This is a genomic window from Streptomyces rimosus subsp. rimosus (assembly GCF_000720725.1).
Classification (GTDB): Bacteria; Actinomycetota; Actinomycetes; order Streptomycetales; family Streptomycetaceae; genus Streptomyces; species Streptomyces rimosus_A.
The window spans coordinates 1-21,119 of the sequence record NZ_JOCQ01000070.1; the positions used below are offsets into that span (position 1 = coordinate 1).

Here is a 21,119-nt window from a genome sequence, read left to right on the forward strand (position 1 = left end):
ACCACACGCGGCGTGGCCTGCGTCTCGGTCTCGTCCGGGTCGGCCGCCCGTGCGCGCCGCCCGCGCCGCGCGCCGCCCGGCGGCCCCACCGGCTCGCGCCGCCGCTGCGCGCTGTCGCTGATACGGATGAGGAGCGCCACCATCACCCAGTTCGCGACCAGCGACGACCCGCCCTTGGCCAGGAACGGCAGCGCCTTGCCGGTCAGCGGTATCAGCCCGGTGACGCCGCCGGAGACGACGAAGACCTGGAGCAGCAGCGCGCTGGCCAGGCCGACCGCCAGCAGCTTGCCGAAGGGGTCGCGGGCGGTGAGCCCCACCCGCAGGCCGCGCTGCGCGAGCAGGACGTACAGGACCAGGATGGCCATCACGCCGGCCAGGCCCAGTTCCTCGCCGACGGTGGTGAGGATGAAGTCGCTGTTGCCCGCGAAGCCGATCAGCTCGGGGTGGCCCTGGCCCAGGCCCGTGCCGCTGATGCCGCCGCTGCCGAAGCTGAACAGCGCCTGTGCGGCCTGGTCGGATATCAGGCCCGGCGGCCGCTCCTTCTCGGGCAGGAAGATGTCCATGGGGTGCAGCCAGGCCATGACCCGGCCCTTGACGTGCGGCTCGGTGGTGCCGACGACGGCGGCGCCGACCACCGCCATGGCCAGCCCGCACAGCACCCAGCTGGTGCGCTCGGTGGCCATGTAGAGCGTGATCACGAAGAGCCCGAAGAAGATCAGCGACGTACCGAGGTCGCGCTCGAAGACCAGCACCAGCAGGCTGATGATCCATATCGTGAAGATCGGCCCGAGCTGGCGGCCGGGCGGCAGCTGGACGCCCAGCACGCGGCGCCCGGTGAGCGCGAGCGCGTCGCGGTTCGCGGTCAGATAGCCCGCGAAGAACACCGCGATCATGATCTTCACGAACTCGCCGGGCTGCAGCGACAGCGGCCCGACGAATATCCAGCGCTTGGCGCCGTACGTGTCCGCGGTGAAGAACGCCGGGGCCATCAGCAGCACCAGTGCGACGGCCATCGTCAGATAGATGTAGCGCTGCAGGAAGCGGTGGTCGCGCAGCAGCATCAGCGTGCCGGTGCAGACCGCCACCCCGATCACCGTCCACACCAGCTGCCCGCCCGCCGCCGGTGCCATGTGCAGGCTCGGTTTGGCCGCGTACGTGGTGTCGAGGCGGTTCAGCAGCACCAGGCCGATGCCGGACAGCAGCGTGGCGAGCGGCAGGATCAGCGGATCGGCGCGCTGCGCGAAGCGGCGCACGACCAGGTGCGGGACGAGCGCCATGAAGAACATCGCGGCGGCGAAGCCGGGCAGCCCGTCGGGCAGCTTCCCGGTCATCGACAGGCCGGTGTACGTGTAGCCGAACACCGTGATCAGCACGGCGAAGGCCAGCAGCCACATCTCCGTACGCCGCCGGTTGGGGGCCTGGGCCAGGGCGGCGAACGTCATCGTGCGCTCGGCGTCGCTCTCCGGGCCCTCCTGGGGCCGGAGCGAGCTCGTCAGTCCACGCACGGGATGCCTCCGCCATCGATCATGGGAGCCGTCTGCCCGGAACCTCCCGCCCCGGAACCGGACTCCGCCGCCGATGAAGAAGACGAGGGCGACGGTTGCAGGGTTCCCGCAGGTGAGGAAGGTGCGACGGATGCGGTGTCGGATTTGTCACCGGGCCCCGCCGAGGTGCCGGGCGCGCCGGAGCCGCCGCTCGCGTGCCCGATCTCCCGGGCGACCAGCCGCCGGATCTTCACCGGATCGACCACATTCACGTCCTCGCCGCGGTGCTTGGCGAAGCCCTCGACGGGCAGCGTGGAGAACCGTACGTTCCCGCCCGAGAGGTTCTTCGCCTGCTTGACGAACGCCATCAGGTCCCACCCCTCGTCGATCACCAGATCCTCCTTCGCCACGTCCATCAGCCGCAGCAGCCGCAGCGGATCGGTGAAGGTGCCCGCCGAGTTCAGCTTGTGCGTGGCGGAGGCGAGGAACGCCTGCTGGCGGCGCGTACGGTCCAGGTCGCCCGCGGGCAGGCCGTGCCGCTGCCGTACGAACGCCAGCGACTGCGGCCCGTCGAGGGTCTGCCGCCCGGCCGGAAAATCGGCACCCGAATACCGGTCCTTCACCGGGTGCTTCAGACACACCGGTACGCCGTCGAGCGCGTCCGCGATGTGCAGGAAGCCCACCAGGCTGACCTCGGCGAAGTGGTCGATGGGCACGCCCAGGAAGGCCCGTACCGTCTCGATCTCGGCGCGGCGGCCCGCCTCCCGCCCCTCGTGCTCCAGCCGGTGGTGGTCGGTCACGCCCTGACGCGCGAGCCGGTCCTCCGCGGCGGCCTTGGCCAGCCCGTACGCCTTCTTGATCTTGTCCTTGCCGTGGCCTGGGACGTCCACGAGGTCGTCGCGCGGAATCGAGAACGCGGTGGCCCGGCCGCCGTCGGCGGGCACATGCAGCAGGATCAGAGTGTTGGTGTTGTAGCCGCCGATGTCCGACGACGCGCCCGCGTGCAACTTCGCCAGCACATCCTTCGGCAGGTCGTCGCCATCGCGGTCCTTACGGCTGTCCAGCCCCATGAGCAGGATGTTGGTCGCCCCGCCGGACGACTTCGGCACGCCGTCGCCGAGCGCCCGCGACGAGCCGATCTGCCCGGCCAGATCCCGGTAGAAATACCAGCCCGCACCGGCAGTGCACAGCAGCACCAGGCAGAAGCACAGCACAAGCCCACGCAGCACACGGCGCCGCGGTCTGCGCCCGTGCCGGCGCCCCTGCGGGCGGGGCGCGTCCGGAGCGGTGGGCCTGCGACGGTGCTTCATCCGAACAGGCTGGCCGGACAGGGCTGAAAGAAGCCTGAAGGTTCTGAAGACGGCTTCAGGAGGAGGCGGGCACGCGGGCGGGCGATGCGGGGAGTACGGCCACGAAGCGCGCGCCGGGGCGTTCGTCCTCCCGGTCCCGTACGGTCAAGTCGCCGCCGTGCGCACGGGCGATGCCCCGGGCGATGGCCAGGCCCAGCCCCGTACCGCCGGTCTCGCGGGCGCGCGCCGCGTCGAGGCGGGCGAAGCGTTCGAAGACGCGGTCGCGGGCGGGCGGCGGGACGCCGGGACCGTCGTCGACCACCTCCAGTACGCCGTGAGCCGCGTGCTCCGGGCCCCCGCCCCGCGCGATGATCCGGACCTCGGAGGCCGCATACCGCAGGGCGTTGTCGACCAGATTGGCCAGCAGGCGCTCCAGCTGCACCGGGTCACCCCGTACGGGTACGGGCTCGCCGGCCACCACCACCAGCCGGGGCCCGCCGCCCGCCGGCCGTCGCGCGGCTTCCTCGGCCGCCACCAGGGCCAGGTCGACCGGCTCGGCGGCGCGCGTCGCATGCGCGTCGAGACGGGCGAGGAGGAGCAGGTCGGCGGCGATCCGCTGGAGCCGCTCGGTGTCGCGGAGGGCCGCGCGTACGGAGGGGCCGTCGGGCCCCTCGGATGCCGGACCGGCCGCGAGCGCGACCTCCAGCCGAGAACGCACGGCCGCGATCGGGTTCCGCAGCTCGTGCGATGCGTCGGCGACGAACTGGCGCTGCCGGGTGACGGCCTGCTCCAGCCGGTCCAGGGTGGCGTTGACCGTACGGGCCATCAGCGCGATCTCGTCACCGCCCGCCGGGTCCGGCACCCGCCGGTCCAGCTCGCTCTCGCTGACCGCGGCCAGCTCCCTGCGGATCGCGGTCACCGGGCGCAGCGCCAGCCCGGTGACCGCCCAGGCGATGGCGGCGGCGAGCGCGATCAGCGGCGGGGCGCTGGCGAGCAGGGCGACACCGATGGCGTGGGTGGCGTCGTCCACGTCCGAGAGCACGGTGACGGCGTACACGTACCGCACCCGGCCACCGTGGCCCGGCGGCGTGGCGCGCACCACGACCACGTCCGCGCGCGAGCCGCCCGCCGCCGCGGCCGGGGAGCCGGTGAGGACGCGGTCGGCGGAGTCCTGGCCCGGAGGCGGGCGCAGGTCCCGCAGCGCGGCGGCCAGCGGATCGGCGGACCGCAGGCTGGTGGCGACGACCCGTCCCGCCTCGTCCAGCACCAGCACCAGATCGACACCGTCGGCGGGCGAGGCGAGGACGTCGGCGGGTGACGCCGGGACCTCGGGCAGCGCGCCGGTGTCGGCCTGCGCGGCGACCTTGCGGGCGGCCACCTCCGTGCGGCTGGTGGTGTTGTCCAGGAGGTTGGCGCGCAGCAGCACGTAGAGCCAGCCGCCACCGACGGCCAGCACGAGGGCCATGGCCAGGGCGGCGGCCGTGGCGGTGCGGCCGCGCATGGACGCGGGTCGGAACCGATGCCAGAACCGGGTGGTCCGGTTCTGGCTCTGCTTCTGGCTCTGCGGACCGGGCTCAGTCCTCACCGGGTGCCATCCGGTAGCCCGTGCCGTGCACGGTACGGATCGAATGGCGGCCGAACGGGGTGTCGACCTTCTTGCGCAGGGACGAGACGTACACCTCGACGATGTTGGGGTCCACGTCGGCCGGCGAGTCCCAGACCTCGTCCAGGATGTCCCGCTTGGCGACCGCCTGCCCGTCGCCCGCCATGAGGCAGCGCAGTACGCCCAGTTCGCGGGCGGTCAGCTCGATGTCGGTGTCACCGCGGCGGCAACGGCGGGCCTCGGCGTCGAGGGTGAGATCGCCGCACTGGAGCGTACGGGGGCGCTCGGCGGCTCGTCCGCGCCGGGTGAGGGCGCGCAGCCGGGCCAGCAGCACGACAAAGGAGAACGGCTTCGTGAGGTAGTCGTCGGCGCCCGCGTCCAGCCCCTCGGCCACGTCGTACTCGCCGTCCTTGGCGGTCAGCATCAGCACGGGCGTCCAGTCGTCGCGGCGCCGCAGCCGCCCACAGATCTCGTACCCGCTGGGCCCGGGCAGCATCACGTCCAGCACGATCGCGTCATACGCCGCGGAAAGCGCCAACTCAAGCCCCCGATGCCCGTCCCGGGCCACGTCCACCCAGTGCCCCTCGGCGGACAGCCCCCGCCGCAGGGAGTCGGCCAGGCCTTCTTCGTCCTCCACGACCAGTATGTGCATGGGGTCATTGTGGCGGGTGTGCCCTGTTTTGCGCGCTGCGCGCTGCGCGCTACGCGCGCTTAAGGCCGGCACCGTTGGTCTGGGTGGGGGTGCGCGTCTGGCGCGGTCTGCCCTGTGGGGGTGCGGGTGCTGCGCGGTCGGTCCGGTGGGTGGGGGCTCGGGGCCCCGCAGGGGTCACTCCTCGTTGCCGGGGACGCGACCTTGTGTTCATTCGCGGCCGGGGCCTCGGTCGCCTGCGGGGAGACCCCTACGTGTCCCCGAGCCGCTCCGTTTGCGGCTATCCCGCCGCCGTGGCTGCGGTCCCACAAACGACACGGGCGGCGGCTTACGCATGACGTGGAGGCGCCCCCGGCCTGCGCCTGCACATGCGCGAGCGTCACCACATGGTGGGCGCGCACCAGGCTTCTTTTCACCTCCCCCACCGGCCCGCACTCGCCGAACCGGCCGGAGGGGGCGTGTAGGGGGCCATCCCCGCAGGCAGCCGGGTGCCCTCGGTTCACTATTAACCTTTGGACGCCGTGCACGGTGCCGAGGAGTTGGCCCCCTGCGCGCCCCCGCCCCACAGACCAAGCGAATGCGCATCCGCGCGAAGCGCGGTCCAGACACCCCCCCACCCCAAGTGGTCGACGCACCCGCCGTCCCCCGCCAGACGCGCCGCGAGGCAAATTGGCACTCCGCTTGACCGAGTGCTAACCGCGTCATAGTCTCGGCTCTGGCACTCTCCACCGGGGAGTGCCAAACACAGCGACGGGCAGGTCCGGCACCCGCGACGACGGATCCACCTGGTCGCCACCTCAGACAGTTAACCCCGTGAGATCTCCGAAGGGGGAGGTCGGATCGTGACGACCGCCAGCTCCAAGGTTGCCATCAAGCCGCTTGAGGACCGCATCGTGGTCCAGCCGCTCGACGCCGAGCAGACCACGGCTTCGGGCCTGGTCATTCCGGACACTGCCAAGGAGAAGCCCCAGGAGGGCGTCGTCCTGGCCGTGGGCCCGGGCCGCTTCGAGGACGGCAACCGCCTTCCGCTCGACGTGACCGTCGGCGACGTCGTGCTCTACAGCAAGTACGGCGGCACCGAGGTGAAGTACAACGGCGAGGAGTACCTCGTTCTCTCGGCGCGCGACGTGCTCGCGATCGTCGAGAAGTAATTCACCGAAGATTGCCTTGTTCTGCGCCCCTGGTTCCCGCGTCTAAACAACCGGTCGCCCGGGGCGCAGTTCGTTGGAGAGAACGACTAAGGACACGTAACTCATGGCGAAGATCCTGAAGTTCGACGAGGACGCCCGTCGCGCCCTTGAGCGCGGCGTCAACAAGCTTGCCGACACCGTGAAGGTGACGATCGGCCCCAAGGGCCGCAACGTCGTCATCGACAAGAAGTTCGGCGCCCCCACCATCACCAACGACGGTGTGACCATCGCCCGTGAGGTCGAGGTCGAGGACCCGTACGAGAACCTCGGCGCGCAGCTGGTGAAGGAGGTGGCGACCAAGACCAACGACATCGCGGGTGACGGCACCACCACCGCCACCGTGCTGGCCCAGGCGCTGGTCCGCGAGGGTCTGCGCAACGTCGCCGCCGGCGCCTCCCCGGCCGCCCTGAAGAAGGGCATCGACGCCGCGGTCAAGGCCGTGTCCGACGACCTGCTCGCGACCGCCCGCCCGATCGACGAGAAGTCCGACATCGCCGCCGTGGCCGGCCTGTCCGCCCAGGACAAGCAGGTCGGCGAGCTGATCGCCGAGGCGATGGACAAGGTCGGCAAGGACGGTGTCATCACCGTCGAGGAGTCCAACACCTTCGGTCTGGAGCTGGACTTCACCGAGGGCATGGCCTTCGACAAGGGCTACCTGTCGCCGTACATGGTCACCGACCAGGAGCGCATGGAAGCCGTCCTGGAGGACCCGTACATCCTCATCCACCAGGGCAAGATCGGCTCGATCCAGGACCTGCTGCCGCTGCTGGAGAAGGTCATCCAGGCCGGCTCCTCGAAGCCGCTGCTGATCATCGCCGAGGACGTCGAGGGCGAGGCCCTGTCGACGCTGGTCGTGAACAAGATCCGCGGCACCTTCAACGCGGTGGCCGTCAAGGCCCCCGGCTTCGGCGACCGCCGTAAGGCGATGCTCGGCGACATGGCCGCCCTGACCGGCGCGACCGTCATCGCCGAGGAGGTCGGCCTCAAGCTCGACCAGGCGGGCCTGGACGTGCTGGGCACCGCCCGCCGCGTGACCGTCACCAAGGACGACACGACCATCGTGGACGGCGGCGGCGACTCCGCCGACGTCGAGGGCCGCGTCAACCAGATCAAGGCCGAGATCGAGACCACGGACTCGGACTGGGACCGCGAGAAGCTCCAGGAGCGTCTGGCGAAGCTGGCCGGCGGCGTCTGCGTGATCCGCGTGGGTGCGGCCACCGAGGTCGAGCTCAAGGAGAAGAAGCACCGTCTGGAGGACGCCATCTCCGCGACCCGCGCCGCGGTCGAGGAGGGCATCGTCTCCGGTGGTGGCTCCGCTCTGGTCCACGCCGTCAAGGTGCTGGAGGGCAACCTCGGCAAGGAGGGCGACGAGGCCACCGGTGTCGCCGTCGTCCGCCGCGCCGCCGTCGAGCCGCTGCGCTGGATCGCCGAGAACGCGGGCCTGGAGGGCTACGTCATCACCTCGAAGGTGGCGGAGCTGGAGAAGAACCAGGGCTTCAACGCGGCCACCGGCGAGTACGGCGACCTGGTGAAGGCCGGCGTCATCGACCCGGTCAAGGTCACCCGCTCGGCGCTGGAGAACGCCGCGTCGATCGCCTCCCTGCTGCTCACGACCGAGACCCTGGTCGTCGAGAAGCCGGCCGAGGAGGAGCCCGAGGCCGGTCACGGCCACGGCCACGCCCACTGAGGCACCTCTGCCTGAGCGCAGCTCAGCCTTACGAGGCCCGGTCCCCTTTCGAGGGGGCCGGGCCTCGTCCCGTTGACGGCCGGGGCCATGCGTTCCTGTATCCGGCCGGGGCAATGCGTTCCCGTGTCCGGCCGGGGCGTTGCGTTCCCGTTCCAGCCCGGACGGCCCCGCTTCAGGCCGACCGGTCGAGTCCCTCCGGACGCACGGGATCGGCGAACGGCAACCCCTTCGTGTATCGCTCGATCTCGTCCAGCGCCTGGTCCGCCATGCGGTGCAGTTCACCGCCGAGGGAGCCGGCGATGTGCGGGGTGAGCAGGACGTTGGGGAGGTCGTACAGGGGCGAGGCGGCGGCCGGGACCGGCGGGTCGGTCACGTCCAGGACGGCGTTGAGGCGGCCGGTGACGAGTTCGGGCAGCAGCGCCGCCTCGTCCACCAAGGCGCCGCGGGCGGTGTTGATCAGGGTGGCACCGTCGGGCATGAGCCCCAACTGGCGTACGCCGAGCAGGTGGTGGGTGGCGGGCAGTTCGGGCGCGTGCACGGTGACCACGTCGGAGGCGGCGCACAGGTCGTCGAGGGGGGCGAGGGTGACGCCGAGGCGCGCGGCCTCGGCCTCGTCCACGTACGGGTCGTGGAGGAGGACCGCCAGGTCGAAGGGGCGCAGGAGTTCGATGACGCGGCGGCCGATGCGGGAGGCGCCGATGACGCCCACCGTGCGGTGGTGGTTTCCGGCGCCGTCCAGGTCGGGGTGCCAGTTGTGGGGTGCGCGCAGCGCACGGTAGCGGTGCGCGGTGTGCAGGACGCGCTTGTTGGCGAAGAGGATCGCGGCGAGGGTGTATTCGGCGACGGGGCGGGCATTGGCCTCCGCTGCCGAGGCGACGGTGATGTTCCGTTCCCAACAGGCGCTTCCCACATACGGTTTGACCGAGCCGCCGGCGTGGACGACGGCGCGCAGGCGCGGGGCCCGGTCCAGGACGGCGGCGGTCAGCCGGGTGGCGCCCCACGAGGTCAGGAGGACCTCGGCGTCGGCCAGCGCGGCGGCCACGGCCGGGGGCGGCGTGGCCAGGTCATGGGCGACCAGGCCGGGGTCGGTGTGGGTGAGGGCCGTCAGACGGGCGTGGTGATGGTCCGTGAGCAGCCGCCCGGCGAGGCCCGGTTCCATCGCGAGCAGCAGGGCGGGACGGGAAACGTGCTGGTCAGGGCGATTGTCAGTGGTGTGGTGCATGGTGGAAGCGTGCTCCTGGTCCGGGGGCGTCACTGGACGCTTCCGGCGGTGAGTCCGGCCTTCCAGTGCCGCTGGAGGGTCACGAAGGCGATGATCAGGGGGAGGACGGCGAGGAGGGAGCCGGTGACGACGAGGGGGTAGAAGGACGGCTCGCCGTGGGCGTTGCCGTTCCAGGCGTACAGGCCGAGGCTCACGGGGAAGAGCCGCTGGTCGGAGAGCATCACCAGGGGGAGGAAGAAGTTGTTCCAGATCGCGGTGAACTGGAAGAGGAAGACGGTCACCAGGCCCGGCGCGACCATACGCAGGCCGATGGACCAGAAGACGCGCAACTCGCCCGCGCCGTCGATACGGGCCGCTTCGAGGGCCTCGTCGGGGATATAGGCGGAGCTGAAGACCCGCGCCAGATAGACGCCGAACGGGTTGACGAGTGCCGGCACCAGCACCGACCAGTAGGTGTTGACCACGCCGGTCCTGCTGGCCAGCAGGTAGAGGGGGAGGGCCAGCGCCGTGGTGGGCACGAGCACGCCGAGCAGGACGGCGCCGAACAGCTGCTCCTTGCCGGGGAACCGGTACTTGTCGAAGGCGTAGCCGGCGGCCACGCAGATCAGCGTGCACAGCGCGGCTCCGGCGCCCGCGTACAGAAGGCTGTTGCCGTACCACCGGAAGTAGATGCCGTCGCCCTCCGTGGCGAGGCGGGAGAGGTTGCCGGCCAGGTCGAAGCCCTCGAAGGACAGGGCGTCACCGGCCAGCAGTCCGCCCGCGTCCTTGGTGGCGGCGGTGACCAGCCAGACGAGGGGGAAGAGCGTGTAGAGGACAGCCAGGGCGAGGGCCGCGTTGACGGCGGTGGGGGAGAGCCAGCGGTTGCGGGAGCGGCGGGCGGGGGTGTGTACGGCCGGGGTGCGGGACGGGCGCACAGACGTGGGGGCCGCCGGGCCGGTGACCGCGGTACGGGGCGAGAGCGCCATCAGGGCCTGCCCTCCGGGTGGGCGAGCGGGGGACGGGGACCGCGTACGGGGCGCCCGGCAGCCGGGGGGCCGGACGCGCGGGACGGGTGGCGGCCGGACCGGCCGGATCGGCCGGACCGCGCGGATCGGCCGGAGAGGCGGGTGACGAAGAAGGACAGCAGCGCGGCGGCGAGGGCGAGCAGGACGGACGAGGCGGCCGCGAGGCCGTAGTCGTTGCGGCCGAAGGCGGCGGTGTAGGCGTACATGTTCGGCGTCCAGGAGGAGGTGACGGCGGAGCCGGAGCCCTGGTTGAGGATCAGTGGCTCGGTGAAGAGCTGGAGCGAGCCGATGACGGTGAAGAGGGCCACCATGGCGAGCGAGGAGCGGATCAGGGGGAGCTTGACGGCGGTCGCGACGCGCCAGGCGCCCGCGCCGTCCACGGTCGCCGCCTCGATCACCGAGCGGTCGACGGCCTGGAGGGCGGCGTAGAAGATGACCATGTTGTAGCCGAGCCACTCCCACAGCGCGATGTTCACGACGGAGGGCAGCGCGCCGGAAGGGGACAGGAAGTCGAAGCCGAGGCCGCCGGACTCCATCGCGGCCACGACCGGGCTGAGTCTGGGCGTGTAGAGGTAGACCCAGATCAGGGCGGCGATGATGCCCGGCACGGCGTGCGGCAGGAAGAGGGCGAGCTGGAAGAAGCGGCGGGCACGGGCGAGCGCGGAGTCCAGCAGCAGGGCGAGCGTCAGCGCGCCCGCCAGCAGGAGGGGGATGTAGAGGGCGCAGTAGCCGAGCAGGACGAGGAAGCCGTCGCGGAAGGCGTGGTCGCCGAGCGCCGCCGTGTAGTTGCCGAGTCCGCTGAAGACCGTGTGCGTACCGCCGAAGCCGAGGCCGGACTGCTGCTCGGTGAAGAGGCTGAGCCAGACCGCGTACCCGATCGGGACGACCATGACCACGACGAACAGGGCGAAGAAGGGGACGAGCAGGACGACCGCGGCGCGCGCTTTGGCGTTCACCGGCCCATGACCTTCAGGCCGCGCCTCCGCAGCTCGCGCACCGTCGCGTCGCTGCCGGCGCGTACGGCGTCGGCCAGCGAGCCCGCGCCGCCCCCGGTGCCCGCCGCCTTGCCGAACTCGTCCTTGAGCGTGGTGTTGGTGGTGCTGGTGGCCGGGCCCCAGCCCCAGTCGCCGTTGACCGAGGCGGCGGCCGCGTCGAAGAGCGCGTAGACGTCCTGGCCGCCGTAGTAGCGGGTGTCGAAGGCCTGTCTGGCGACCGGGCGCAGGGCCGTGGCGGCCGGGTAGGCGCTGGACTCGCCGGAGGCGACCCGGGCCCGGACGGCCTCGGGGGCGGTGGACATCCAGGCCGCGAACCGCACCGCGGCCCCGGCGTGGCGGCTGCCCTTGGTCACGGCAGTCGTGGAGCCGCCGAGCATGCCGCTGGCGGGCCTGCCGTTCCAGGTCGGCACGGGCGCCGCCGCCCACGCGCCGCTCTGGTCCGGCAGCGTGCCCTTCAGCACGCCCGCGCCCCAGGAGGCGCCGAGGTAGCCGACGGTGCCGCCGCTGCGGAGCGAGTTGGTCCACGCGGGGCTGAAGGAGACATGGGTGTGGACGAGGCCGTCCTTGAGGAGGCCCTGCCAGTAGGCGGTGACCTTCCGGGTCGCCGGGTCGGTGGTGTCGAGCTTCCAGGAGTCGCCCTGGGTGGCGAACCAGCGGGCGCCCGCCTGCCAGGCCATCGCCTCGAAGGTGGTCGGGTCGTCGGGGAAGAACGTCCCGATACGGGCCTTCGGGTCGGCCTTCCTGGCCGCGGCCGCGGCGGTGCGGAAGTCGTCCCACGTACGCGGCACTTCGATCTTGTGCCGGGTGAAGAAGTCCTTGCGGTAGTAGTAGACCTGCGGCGCGGCGTCGAAGGGTACGGCCCAGTTCCGCCCGCCGAGGGTGGTGAGCTGGACGGCCTGCGGCAGCAGCTTCTTCTTCAGCTCGGGCGTCACGTACGGGGTGATGTCCTTGACGGCGCCCTGGCTGACGAACTCCGGGAGCGTCGGGTATTCGATACTGACCAGGTCGGGCGCGTTGCCCGCCCTGACCGCGTTCGAGATCTTGGCGTAGCCGCCCGCGGTGCCCGAGGGGATCTCCTCGAACCGCACCTTCGTGTCCCGGTGCGCGGCGTTGAACGCATCCACGGCCTGCTTGGTGCCCTTGGTCCAGCCCCAGTACGTAAGGGTCACGGGGCCTTCGCTCCCTGCGGCGCCACCGCCGCCGCAGGCCGTCAGCAGGGTCAGGGCGGTGAGGCCGCCGGCTAGCGCGTAAGTGGTGCGTCTCCTGCTCCAACTGGTGCTCATGGCGCGGCTCCTGAGCGGTGAAGGGGCGCGGCGCGAAGGGGGTGGCCGCGATCCGCGATCCTTGGGCCGGCCCTGAGCGAAGTCAAGAGCGAAAGATTGATTGAGCGAAAAAAGAACAGGATGGGGGAGGCGGGTGCGGCGTACGGGGGTCAGCCGGAGCCGCCGTCGGCGGTGGAACCGCCACCACCCGCGGAGCCGCCACCGCCCGCGACAGCGGCACCACCCGCGGAAGCGGAGCCGCCAACGCCCGCCGAACCACCACCGCCCGCGGCAGCGGCACCCCGCCCCGCGCCGCACGAGGCCCGTATCCGCAGGGTGGGAAGCAGGGCGAGATGCCGCCGCGGTGCGGGCTCCCCGACGGCGGCCCCGCTTCCGCCTTCGGCCCTGTGGCCGCCCCCGCCCTCGGCCCCATGAGCGGCCCCGCCCTCACCCTCGTACGCCCGCTCCCGCAACCGCTCCACCAGCAGCCGCACCGCCTGCCGCCCCACCTCGCGCTTCGGCGGCGCCACCGCCGTCAGGGGCGTGTCCGCCAGTGCCGCCACCTCGTCGTCGTACGCGACCAGCGCCAGGTCGTCCGGCACCCGTACGCCCAGCTCGGCCAGCCGCTGCACCATCTGGATCGCGTCCACGTCGTTGTGCACCAGCGCCGCCGTCGCCTCCCCCCAGGCCACCGCCACGTGCAGTTCCTGTACGGCCCGCTCGAATCCCTCCGGGTCCGTCTCGGCCGGTACGGAGTCGATCACCGGCCGCGGCCCCGGCACGCCGAGGGCGCGCAGCGCCGCCGCGTACCCCTCGCGCACCGCGAGCGCCGTCGGACTGTCCGCACGCGCCACCAGCAGCGGCGCCCCGTGCCCCTGCCCCATCAGGTGACGCAGCGCCAGCAGCACGCCGTGACCGTGGTCCGAGCACACCCGGTCCAGCCCGGCCAGCGGACCGCCCGGCGGCACGTTCCGCTCCAACAGAACGACGGGTACGGGCAGTTCGGCCACCCAGCCGCCGTACTCGGCCGGGTCCCCGGGCCCCCGCCAGCCCGGCGCGACGAGCAGCCCCTCCGCACCGGCCGCCATCAGCCCCTCGGCGCGCGCCGGGTCCTCCTCGGGGCGGTAGTCCGAGATCCGCAGCATCAGCCGCGTCCCGGCCCGCGCCGCGGCCTCGTGCGCACCGCGGATCACGTCGGCGAAGTAGTACGTGGCCGAGGGCGCCAGCAGGCCCAGGACGCGCCCCTCGCCGACGGGCGCGCGCCCGCCGGCGCCCGGCCGGGGCCAGGACACCGCACCGTGCGCCCGCTCCAGCAGCCCCTTCCCGGCCAGCGCCTCGACATCGCGCCGTACGGTGACGGGCGAGACGCCGAGCTGGCCGGCCAGGTCGGTGACGCGGGCCGAGCCGCGTTGCCGTACCAGGGCCAGCAGACGGTCATGACGTTGCACAGCACGCTCGCGCACGGCGGCAGCCCCCTCGCGGTGTGGTGGTCCGGTGCCGGCCGGCCGGCACCGGACCCGTCGTCCCCGCCCCCGGACGCGTATCCCGTCGCCCACCCGGAACGGCCCATCCGGAACGGATGAGCACGCACCCTAGACCAACGTGATCGAACGGCGCAGGAACCGGTCATTCGATCAGGCCCTCTTGACCTTCGATCGTTGCGAGCCGGAGGATTTCCAGGGTCGCCGACCGCAAGGAAACCGCTCATGACCGTGCCGTCCTTACCGCACCCCACCGGCCCGAAGGCCGTGTCCCTGCCGCCCGAGGACCGCGAGCGCAGCCCGTACACGGGCTGGACCCGCGCACACTGGGAAACCACGGCGGACACCCTCCTGCGGGCCGTGGCCCCCTACGCCTCGCCCCGCAACGGGCTCATCAACCTCCCCGGCGTCCGCCCGAGTTGGTCCGGCCCGCGCTCCGACGGCCTCGAAGGCTACGCCCGTACGTTCCTGGCGGCGGCCTTCCGGGTGGCGGGCAGCCGCGGCGAGGACCCGCACGGCCTGCTGGCCCGGTACGCCGAAGGGCTCGCCGCGGGCACCGAGCACCCGGTCGACGAGCCGGGCCTCGACACGCACCCCGACGCCTGGCCGCTGATCCCCGGCACCCGCCAGGCCATCGTCGAATCCGCCTCCGTCGCCCTGGGCCTGCGCCTGACCCGGCCCTGGCTGTGGGACACCCTGGACGAGGACGTGCGCTCCCGCACCGTCGACTGGCTGCTGCCCGCCCTCGACCCGCCGCCCATCGACAACAACTGGTGGTTCTTCGGCCTGACCGTCGGCGGCTTCCTGCTGGACGCGGGCGTCGAGACGGAGCGCGCGCAGGCGTCCGTGGACCGGGCACTGGAGCGCGTCGAGAAGTGGTACCGCGGCGAGGGGTGGTACAGCGACGGCCCCAACCAGTCCTTCGACCACTACAACGGCTGGGCGCTGCACTTCTATCCCATCCTGCACGCCCATCTCTCCGGCGACCGCGCCCTGCTCGACACGTACGGCGAGCGGCTGCACGCCCACCTCGACGGCTACCGCCGCATGTTCGACGCCAACGGCGCCCCGATGCCGTTCGGCCGCTCGCTCACCTACCGCTTCGCCACCCTCGCCGCCCCCTGGCTCGGCGCGCTCACCGGCCACACCCCGCTCAGCCCCGGCGCCACCCGCCGGCTCACCTCCGGCACCCTGCGCCACTTCCTCGACCGGGGCGCCGTGTCGGACGAGGGGCTGCTGCCGCTCGGCTGGTACGGCCCGTACGCGCCCATGCTCCAGGGCTACTCGGGGCCCGCCTCCCCGTACTGGGCGTCCAAGGGCCTGGCCGGCCTGCTGCTGCCGGACGGCCACCCGGTCTGGACGGAGACCGAGGAGCCCCTGCCCGCCGAGACCGCGGACGCCGTCACCACGCTGCGCGCGCCGGGCCTGCTCGTGCAGTCCACCGTGGCGGACGGGCTGGTCAGGCTGCACAACCACGGCAGCGCCTCGGTCTTCGGCCCGGCCGACCCCAATTACGCGCGGTTCGCCTACTCGACGCGTACGGGCCCGTCGGCGGCCGAGGACGCCCCGGCCGTCATGGACACCGCCGCGAACCCCGGCTCGGACACCACCCTCAACCCGACCCCGGACAACCACTTCGCCCTGCTCGTGGACGACGCGCCCACCGGCCGCGGCACCGTACGGGCGCTCGGCGGCGGCCCCGGCTGGGCGGCTTCCGCGCACATCCCGTGCCGCGCGGACGGGTCCGACATCCCCGGCGTACGGGTCCTGTCCGCGACCTTGGCGCACGGCCGCGCCGAGGTGCGCGCCCACCTGGTCACCGGCGCCGCGCCCGGCACCCCCGTACGCCAGACCGGCTGGGCCGTCACGGACGACGGGCCGACCGCCCAGCTCCACCCCGTACACGGCTTCGACGCGGACGCGCGGACCGTACGGACGGGCAGTACGCCCTTCGGGGAGCACACCCGCACCGCCTGCCTCGACGGCACGGTGCCCGACGCCCCCGACGGCGCCCTCTTCGTCTCGCTCGCCTCGCTCACCGCCGAGGCGGCGCCGGCCCCGGTGCACAAACTGGCCGAGGTGCGCCTGACCGACCGCCACACCCTCCACGTGACCTGGGAGGACGGCTCCGTCAGCACGCTGTCACTGGACGAGCTCGACGGCTGACGGGCCATCAGGCAGCGAACGGGCCGCGGGCACCCCGCCCGCGGCCCGTACCGCACCATCTCACCGCCGCCCGCCTCACTGCGGGCCGTACTTGCGCCCCGTCTTCGACGTGATCCCGCCGAGGAGGTTGCGCGGCGCCAGCTTCGCCACGCCCATCAGCGCCTTGTAGCGCGGGTCCGGAACGGACAGTGACTTACCGCGCGCCAGATCCTTCATCGCCGCGTCCACCAGCTTGTCGGCGTCCAGCCACATCCAGTCGGGGATGCTGTCCGTGCCCATCCCGGCCCGCTCGTGGAACTCGGTCCGTACGAAGCCGGGGCACAGCGCCATCAGCCGCACGTTGTTGCCCGCCAGGTCGCGCGCCGCGCCCTGGGTGAACTGCACGACCCACGCCTTGCTCGCCCCGTACGTGCCGCGCGGCACGAAGGCCGCCACCGAGGCCACGTTGACGACCCCGCCGCGGCGCCGCTCGCGCATCCCCTTGACCGCCTCCGAGGTCAGCCGCAGCACCGCCTCGCAGTGCACCTTGAGCATCTTCAGCTCGTCGGCCATCGGCACCTCCAGGAATTCACCCTTGTTGCCGAAGCCCGCGTTGTTGATCAGCAGGTCCACCGGGTGGGTGCGGTCGCCGAGCCGCTTCTCGACCGCGGCGATACCGTCGTCCGTCGCCAGGTCGGCGACCAGGACGGACACCTCGACACCGTGCCGGTCGTGCAGTTCGGTGGCCTGCTCGCGCAGCCGCTTCTCGTTGCGCGCCACCAGCACCAGGTTGTGGCCGTCGCCCGCCAGGCGGCGGGCGAACGCGGCGCCGATGCCCGCCGTCGCTCCCGTAATCAGTGCAGTCGTCATACGGGCACGCTATCCGCAGACGGGCGTGTCACTCGCCCCGGCCGTACGCACCGGCCGGGCCCACGGCGCCCCGTTCACCCGGTTCAAGCCTCTTGGTCACGGATGTACTTGAGCGCCCACTCGCGCAGCTCCGGATGGACCGCCGCACCCGCCTCCAGGAGCCGCGGCAGCAGCCGGCGTTCGGTGGTCATGGCGCGGAAGGCGAGCGCGATCGTCACGTCGTGGTCCGGGCGGTGCTCGATGGTGATCGGGTCCCCGCCGCGGATCTCGCCCGGCTCGACGACCCGCAGATACGCGCCGGGCACGCCGGCCTGTGTGAAGCGCTTGACCCAGCCCGGCTCGCCCAGCTTTCCCTGGAAGGTCATGCAGGGGATGCGCGCGGAGGTCACCTCCAGCAGCAGGCGCGGGCCGATACGCCAGCGTTCGCCGATCCGGGCGTGGGTGATGTCCAGCCCCCGGGTGGTGAGGTTCTCCCCGAACATCCCGGCGGGCAGCTCGCGGCCCAGCTCCCGCTCCCAGGCGTCCAGATCCTCGCGCGCGTAGGCGTACACCGCCTGGTCGTCGCCGCCGTGGTGCTTGCGGTTGACCACATCGTCACCGGCCAGACCGCTGCCGCCGACGCCCTTCGGGCCGGGCGCGGACACCGAGACCGGGCCCTCGGCGGGCTCCTTGAAGATGCCCGTACGGTCTTCGGCGCCGCGGAAATCGATGTTCCGCGACCGCCCCGTGTTCACAGACAGAAGCTCCATGGCGACACGCTAGGGCCCACCGGGCCAAAGTCGCGAGTCATTATTTCCCGTCCGCCCCAAGGCTCGCTTATGCTCAAAGCATGATCGAGGCCCGTCATCTGCGCGTGCTGCGCGCCGTCGCCCGGACCGGCTCCTTCTCCGCCGCGGCGCGGGAGCTGGGCTGCACCCAGCCCGCCGTCAGCCAGCAGATGAAGGCGCTGGAGCAGTCCGCGGGCACGCCGCTGCTGATCCGTACGGGCCGCGAGATGCGCCTGACGCAGGCGGGCGAGGCGCTGGTACGGCACGCCACCGGCATCCTGGCCGGGCTGACCGCCGCCGAGGAGGAGGTCGCGGCCATCGCGGGCCTGCGGGCCGGGCGGGTACGGCTGGTCTCCTTCCCCTCCGGCAGTTCGACGCTGGTGCCCACCGCGCTGGCCGCCATGCGCGCCGCCCACCCCGGCACCCGCGTCTCCCTGGTCGAGGCCGAGCCGCCGCGCTCCATCGAGATGCTGCGCAACGGCGACTGCGAGATCGCGCTCGCCTTCCGTTACCCGGACGTGCGCGGCGCGGACCCCGCCGCCGACGCGGAGTGGGACGACCTGATCGTGCGTCCCGTCCTGGTCGACCGGCTGGTGGGCCTGGTCCCGGAGGCCCATCCCCTCGCCGGGGCCGGTACGGCGCGCTTCACCGACCTGGCCGGCGAACCGTGGATCGCGGGCTGCCCGCGCTGCCGGCGGCACCTGGTCGAGGTCTGCGAGGGCGCCGGGTTCACCCCGCGCATCGACTTCGCGACGGACGACTACCCGGCGGTGATCGGCCTGGTCGGCGCGGGCCTGGGGGTCGCGGTGCTGCCGGAGCTGGCGCTGGAGTCGGTACGGGCCAAGGGGGTGCGTACGGTCACGATGGAGCCGTGCGTACAGCGCGAGGTCGTGGCGCTCACCCTGCCGGACCTGGCGCAGGTCCCGGCGGTCGAGGCGATGCTCGGGCGGCTCGCGGGGGCTGTGCGCCGCTGAGTCGGGCAGGGACCCGCGGGGGCTGGCGGGAGCCGCCGGGGAGGCTGCGAGAAGCGGCGGGGCCGGGGGCCGGGCCGCGCCCTGCTGCCACCTGCTCCGGATCGCCGCGCCCCCGCTGCGCCGTCCGGGTGAAATATCCGAGGAAACGTTTCTTCAGGCGCTGTCGGCGCCACGGTGCCCGACCGCGGCCGTCGCCGGGACCAGCCGGTGCCGCGCCCGGCCCATCAGCTCTTCGCGCTCGTCCTCGGTCAGCCCGCCCCAGACCCCGTACGGCTCGCGGACCGCGAGCGCGTGGGCCGCGCACTGGGCGCGTACCGGGCAGCGCATGCACACCTCTTTCGCCGAGGTCTCGCGCGCGCTGCGGGCGGCGCCGCGCTCGCCCTCGGGGTGGAAGAAGAGCGAACTGTCCACGCCACGGCACGCGGCGAGCAGCTGCCAGTCCCACAGGTCTGCGTTCGGGCCCGGGAGGCGGGAGAAATCGGCCATTGCTAGTCCCCTCGAAGCGGTACCGGTTCGGGCTCGGTGCTCACGACCGTACATCTACTGTCTAAGTAGATGTAAATATGACTCATTGCGAATCTAGCCACAGACACTGTGAAAATGGAAGAAAAGCCACCAAATAGGGCATAGCGGCGGGAAGTGGGTCGGTAATCGGCCTTCGGTCTTCTGCGTGTCCGGGCCCTCACGTAGAGTGTCGAAGTCGGCCGGCCAACCCGTAACTCTTTCGAGTGACCATCGTTGAGAGGGCGGAAGCGGTTGATGGAGGTAGTCCTCGGGCAGGTGTCCGACGCCGTCGATCGCTGAGGTGACGATACGTACCAGCCTGGAGGCTCAAGGTGACGCGCATCAGCTGCGGAGGGCGGTCATGACATCCGTCCTCGTCTGTGACGACTCCCCGCTTGCCCGAGAGGCGCTCCGCCGCGCGGTCGCGACCGTGCCCGGTGTAGAGCGTGTGACGACGGCGGCCAACGGCGAGGAAGTCCTCCGCCGCTGGGGCGCCGACCGCTCCGATCTGATCTTGATGGATGTGCGGATGCCCGGACTGGGGGGTGTCGAGACGGTGCGCCGCCTGCTCTCCGCCGATCCGGGCGCCCGCATCATCATGCTCACGGTCGCCGAGGATCTGGACGGGGTCGCGCTGGCGGTCGCCGCCGGTGCCCGCGGCTATCTGCACAAGGACGCCTCGCGCGCCGAGCTGCGCGCGACGGTCACCCAGGCGCTGGCCGATCCCACCTGGCGGCTCGCCCCGCGCCGGCTGCGGTCCGCCGAGATGGGGGCGGCGCCGACGCTGACCGCGCGCGAGATCCAGGTTCTGGAGGGCATGAGCCACGGCCGCTCCAACGCGGAGATCGGACGTGAGCTGTTCCTCTCCGAGGACACCGTCAAGACCCATGCCCGGCGGCTGTTCAAGAAGCTCGGCGCCTCCGACCGGGCCCACGCGGTCGCGCTCGGATTCCGCTGGGGCCTGGTCCGCTAGGACGGCCGTGACGTGCAGCGATGCGGGGGAATGAGGGTCCCCGCCCGCCCTGTGGCGGGCGGGGCGGCGGGCGGCCTCGCGGGCGCCGGTCACCGAGCGGCATCTCGGTTCCGCGCGCGGTGCCGCATCCTTGAGGTATGGAGTTCCTCGGGGACGGGCCGATCCGGTGCGAGGGGAGGGCGCGGGAGATGACAGCCGGCGCACCTGCCGCTCATAACGCTTCGGTGCACAAGTACGGACCTGATGCCGCGGATCGCGCCGCGCCAAGGCACCATGGACCGATGCGCGATGACGGGATTCAGGAGATCGGCGATCTCGTCGCACGCGCCGTGGAAGGGGATCGCCGGGCCACCCACGACCTGCTGGCCCACGTGCATCCGCTCGCGCTGCGCTACTGCCGTACCCGGCTGTCCCGGCTGCCGGGTGACGCGCGCCACTTCGTGGAGGACCTGGCGCAGGAGGTCTGCGTCGCGGTGCTCTGCGCGCTGCCGCGCTACCGGGACACCGGGAAGCCCTTCGAGGCGTTCGTCTTCGCCATCGCCGCCCACAAGGTCGCCGACCTCCAGCGGGCCGCGATGCGCGGCCCGGGCAGTACGGCCGTGCCGTCCAACGAGATGCCCGAACAGCCGGACGACTCGCTCGGCCCCGAGGAGCGGGCGCTGCTCAGCAGCGACGCCGAGTGGGCCAAGAAGCTGCTGGCCAACCTCCCGGAGAACCAGCGCGAGCTGGTGCTGCTGCGGGTCGCGGTCGGGCTGACGGCCGAGGAGACCGGGCAGATGCTGGGGATGTCGCCGGGCGCGGTGCGGGTCGCGCAGCACCGGGCGCTGAGCCGGCTGCGGGCGCTGGCCGAGCAGTAGGCGTACGGGCGCGGTCCGCCGTTGCGCGGGCCGGTGTTCGGCGGATGCCGGAGTCCGGGCGGGCGGGCGGCCCGGGGGAACGTACAGTCGAAGCAACATGCAGCCGTAGGAACGCACGTCCGCGCCGCCGCCCATTCATAGGAACACACAAGTGATGTGCTCC

Annotated in this window: 18 protein-coding genes; 6 read left to right on the forward strand and 12 right to left on the reverse strand. The window is 72.4% G+C overall.

Annotation, left to right across the window (positions count from 1 at the left end):
- From IH45_RS0129245 to IH45_RS0129260, 4 genes are all read right to left on the reverse strand, one after another.
- On the reverse strand, positions 1-1,442 hold a 1,442-nt coding region (locus tag IH45_RS0129245; protein ID WP_030675036.1), incomplete at its 3' end, for an FtsW/RodA/SpoVE family cell cycle protein.
- A 50-nt stretch (positions 1,443-1,492) separates the two neighbouring features.
- Positions 1,493-2,713, reverse strand: coding sequence for an LCP family protein (locus IH45_RS0129250; protein WP_032918653.1), 1,221 nt, complete (start codon positions 2,711-2,713; stop codon positions 1,493-1,495).
- Positions 2,714-2,849: 136 nt separating this feature from the next.
- Positions 2,850-4,274 (reverse strand): sensor histidine kinase, encoded by a 1,425-nt coding sequence (locus tag IH45_RS0129255; RefSeq protein ID WP_030675042.1) that lies wholly within the window; start codon positions 4,272-4,274, stop codon positions 2,850-2,852.
- Between the two features lie 73 nt (positions 4,275-4,347).
- Positions 4,348-5,028, reverse strand: a complete 681-nt coding sequence (locus tag IH45_RS0129260) for a response regulator transcription factor (protein ID WP_030675044.1) — start codon at positions 5,026-5,028, stop codon at positions 4,348-4,350.
- A gap of 839 nt (positions 5,029-5,867) precedes the next feature.
- Here IH45_RS0129260 and groES point away from each other — a divergent pair.
- Positions 5,868-6,176, forward strand: coding sequence for a co-chaperone GroES (gene groES, locus IH45_RS0129270; RefSeq protein WP_010986397.1), 309 nt, complete (start codon positions 5,868-5,870; stop codon positions 6,174-6,176).
- 103 nt (positions 6,177-6,279) lie between these two features.
- Entirely contained in the window at positions 6,280-7,902 is a 1,623-nt protein-coding gene (groL, locus tag IH45_RS0129275) for a chaperonin GroEL (RefSeq protein ID WP_030675048.1), read from the forward strand.
- A 172-nt stretch (positions 7,903-8,074) separates the two neighbouring features.
- Here the strand turns inward: groL and IH45_RS0129280 are convergent, their stop codons facing one another.
- From IH45_RS0129280 to IH45_RS0129300, 5 genes are all read right to left on the reverse strand, one after another.
- The gene (locus IH45_RS0129280) at positions 8,075-9,124 is read right to left on the reverse strand and encodes a hydroxyacid dehydrogenase (RefSeq protein WP_030675051.1); all 1,050 of its coding nucleotides are present in this window, start codon (positions 9,122-9,124) and stop codon (positions 8,075-8,077) included.
- Between the two features lie 29 nt (positions 9,125-9,153).
- Positions 9,154-10,089 carry a carbohydrate ABC transporter permease gene (locus IH45_RS0129285; RefSeq protein ID WP_030675054.1) on the reverse strand — a complete coding sequence of 312 codons (936 nt, stop codon included), beginning with the start codon at positions 10,087-10,089 and terminating at the stop codon, positions 9,154-9,156.
- Positions 10,089-11,084, reverse strand: a complete 996-nt coding sequence (locus IH45_RS0129290) for a carbohydrate ABC transporter permease (protein WP_078897833.1) — start codon at positions 11,082-11,084, stop codon at positions 10,089-10,091. Before IH45_RS0129290 ends, IH45_RS0129285 begins: the two co-directional genes overlap by 1 nt.
- Positions 11,081-12,406, reverse strand: coding sequence for an ABC transporter substrate-binding protein (locus IH45_RS0129295; RefSeq protein ID WP_030675061.1), 1,326 nt, complete (start codon positions 12,404-12,406; stop codon positions 11,081-11,083). Before IH45_RS0129295 ends, IH45_RS0129290 begins: the two co-directional genes overlap by 4 nt.
- 149 nt (positions 12,407-12,555) lie before the next feature.
- Positions 12,556-13,848 (reverse strand): LacI family DNA-binding transcriptional regulator, encoded by a 1,293-nt coding sequence (locus tag IH45_RS0129300; protein WP_078897834.1) that lies wholly within the window; start codon positions 13,846-13,848, stop codon positions 12,556-12,558.
- A gap of 243 nt (positions 13,849-14,091) precedes the next feature.
- On the opposite strand from IH45_RS0129300, the gene IH45_RS0129305 reads away from it, so the two are divergent.
- On the forward strand, positions 14,092-16,032 hold the full coding sequence (locus IH45_RS0129305) for a DUF2264 domain-containing protein (RefSeq protein ID WP_234440720.1): 1,941 nt from the start codon (positions 14,092-14,094) through the stop codon (positions 16,030-16,032).
- 75 nt (positions 16,033-16,107) lie between these two features.
- Here IH45_RS0129305 and IH45_RS0129310 read toward each other — a convergent pair whose 3' ends face one another.
- Both IH45_RS0129310 and IH45_RS0129315 read right to left on the reverse strand, forming a co-directional pair.
- Complete coding sequence (locus tag IH45_RS0129310; RefSeq protein WP_030675069.1) at positions 16,108-16,881, reverse strand: SDR family NAD(P)-dependent oxidoreductase; 774 nt, start codon at positions 16,879-16,881, stop codon at positions 16,108-16,110.
- Between the two features lie 83 nt (positions 16,882-16,964).
- A complete protein-coding gene (locus IH45_RS0129315; protein ID WP_030675071.1) occupies positions 16,965-17,630 on the reverse strand; it encodes an MOSC domain-containing protein in 666 nt (221 codons plus the stop codon).
- A gap of 80 nt (positions 17,631-17,710) precedes the next feature.
- Here IH45_RS0129315 and IH45_RS0129320 point away from each other — a divergent pair, with 80 nt between their 5' ends.
- Entirely contained in the window at positions 17,711-18,622 is a 912-nt protein-coding gene (locus tag IH45_RS0129320; protein ID WP_030675074.1) for a LysR family transcriptional regulator, read from the forward strand.
- Between the two features lie 153 nt (positions 18,623-18,775).
- Here the strand turns inward: IH45_RS0129320 and IH45_RS0129325 are convergent, their stop codons facing one another.
- A complete protein-coding gene (locus IH45_RS0129325) occupies positions 18,776-19,108 on the reverse strand; it encodes a WhiB family transcriptional regulator (protein WP_030675075.1) in 333 nt (110 codons plus the stop codon).
- 379 nt (positions 19,109-19,487) lie between these two features.
- Here IH45_RS0129325 and IH45_RS0129330 point away from each other — a divergent pair, with 379 nt between their 5' ends.
- Both IH45_RS0129330 and IH45_RS0129335 read left to right on the forward strand, forming a co-directional pair.
- Complete coding sequence (locus IH45_RS0129330) at positions 19,488-20,099, forward strand: response regulator transcription factor (RefSeq protein WP_003948568.1); 612 nt, start codon at positions 19,488-19,490, stop codon at positions 20,097-20,099.
- 281 nt (positions 20,100-20,380) lie between these two features.
- Positions 20,381-20,956 carry a sigma-70 family RNA polymerase sigma factor gene (locus IH45_RS0129335; protein ID WP_003984493.1) on the forward strand — a complete coding sequence of 192 codons (576 nt, stop codon included), beginning with the start codon at positions 20,381-20,383 and terminating at the stop codon, positions 20,954-20,956.
- Positions 20,957-21,119 lie beyond the last annotated feature (163 nt).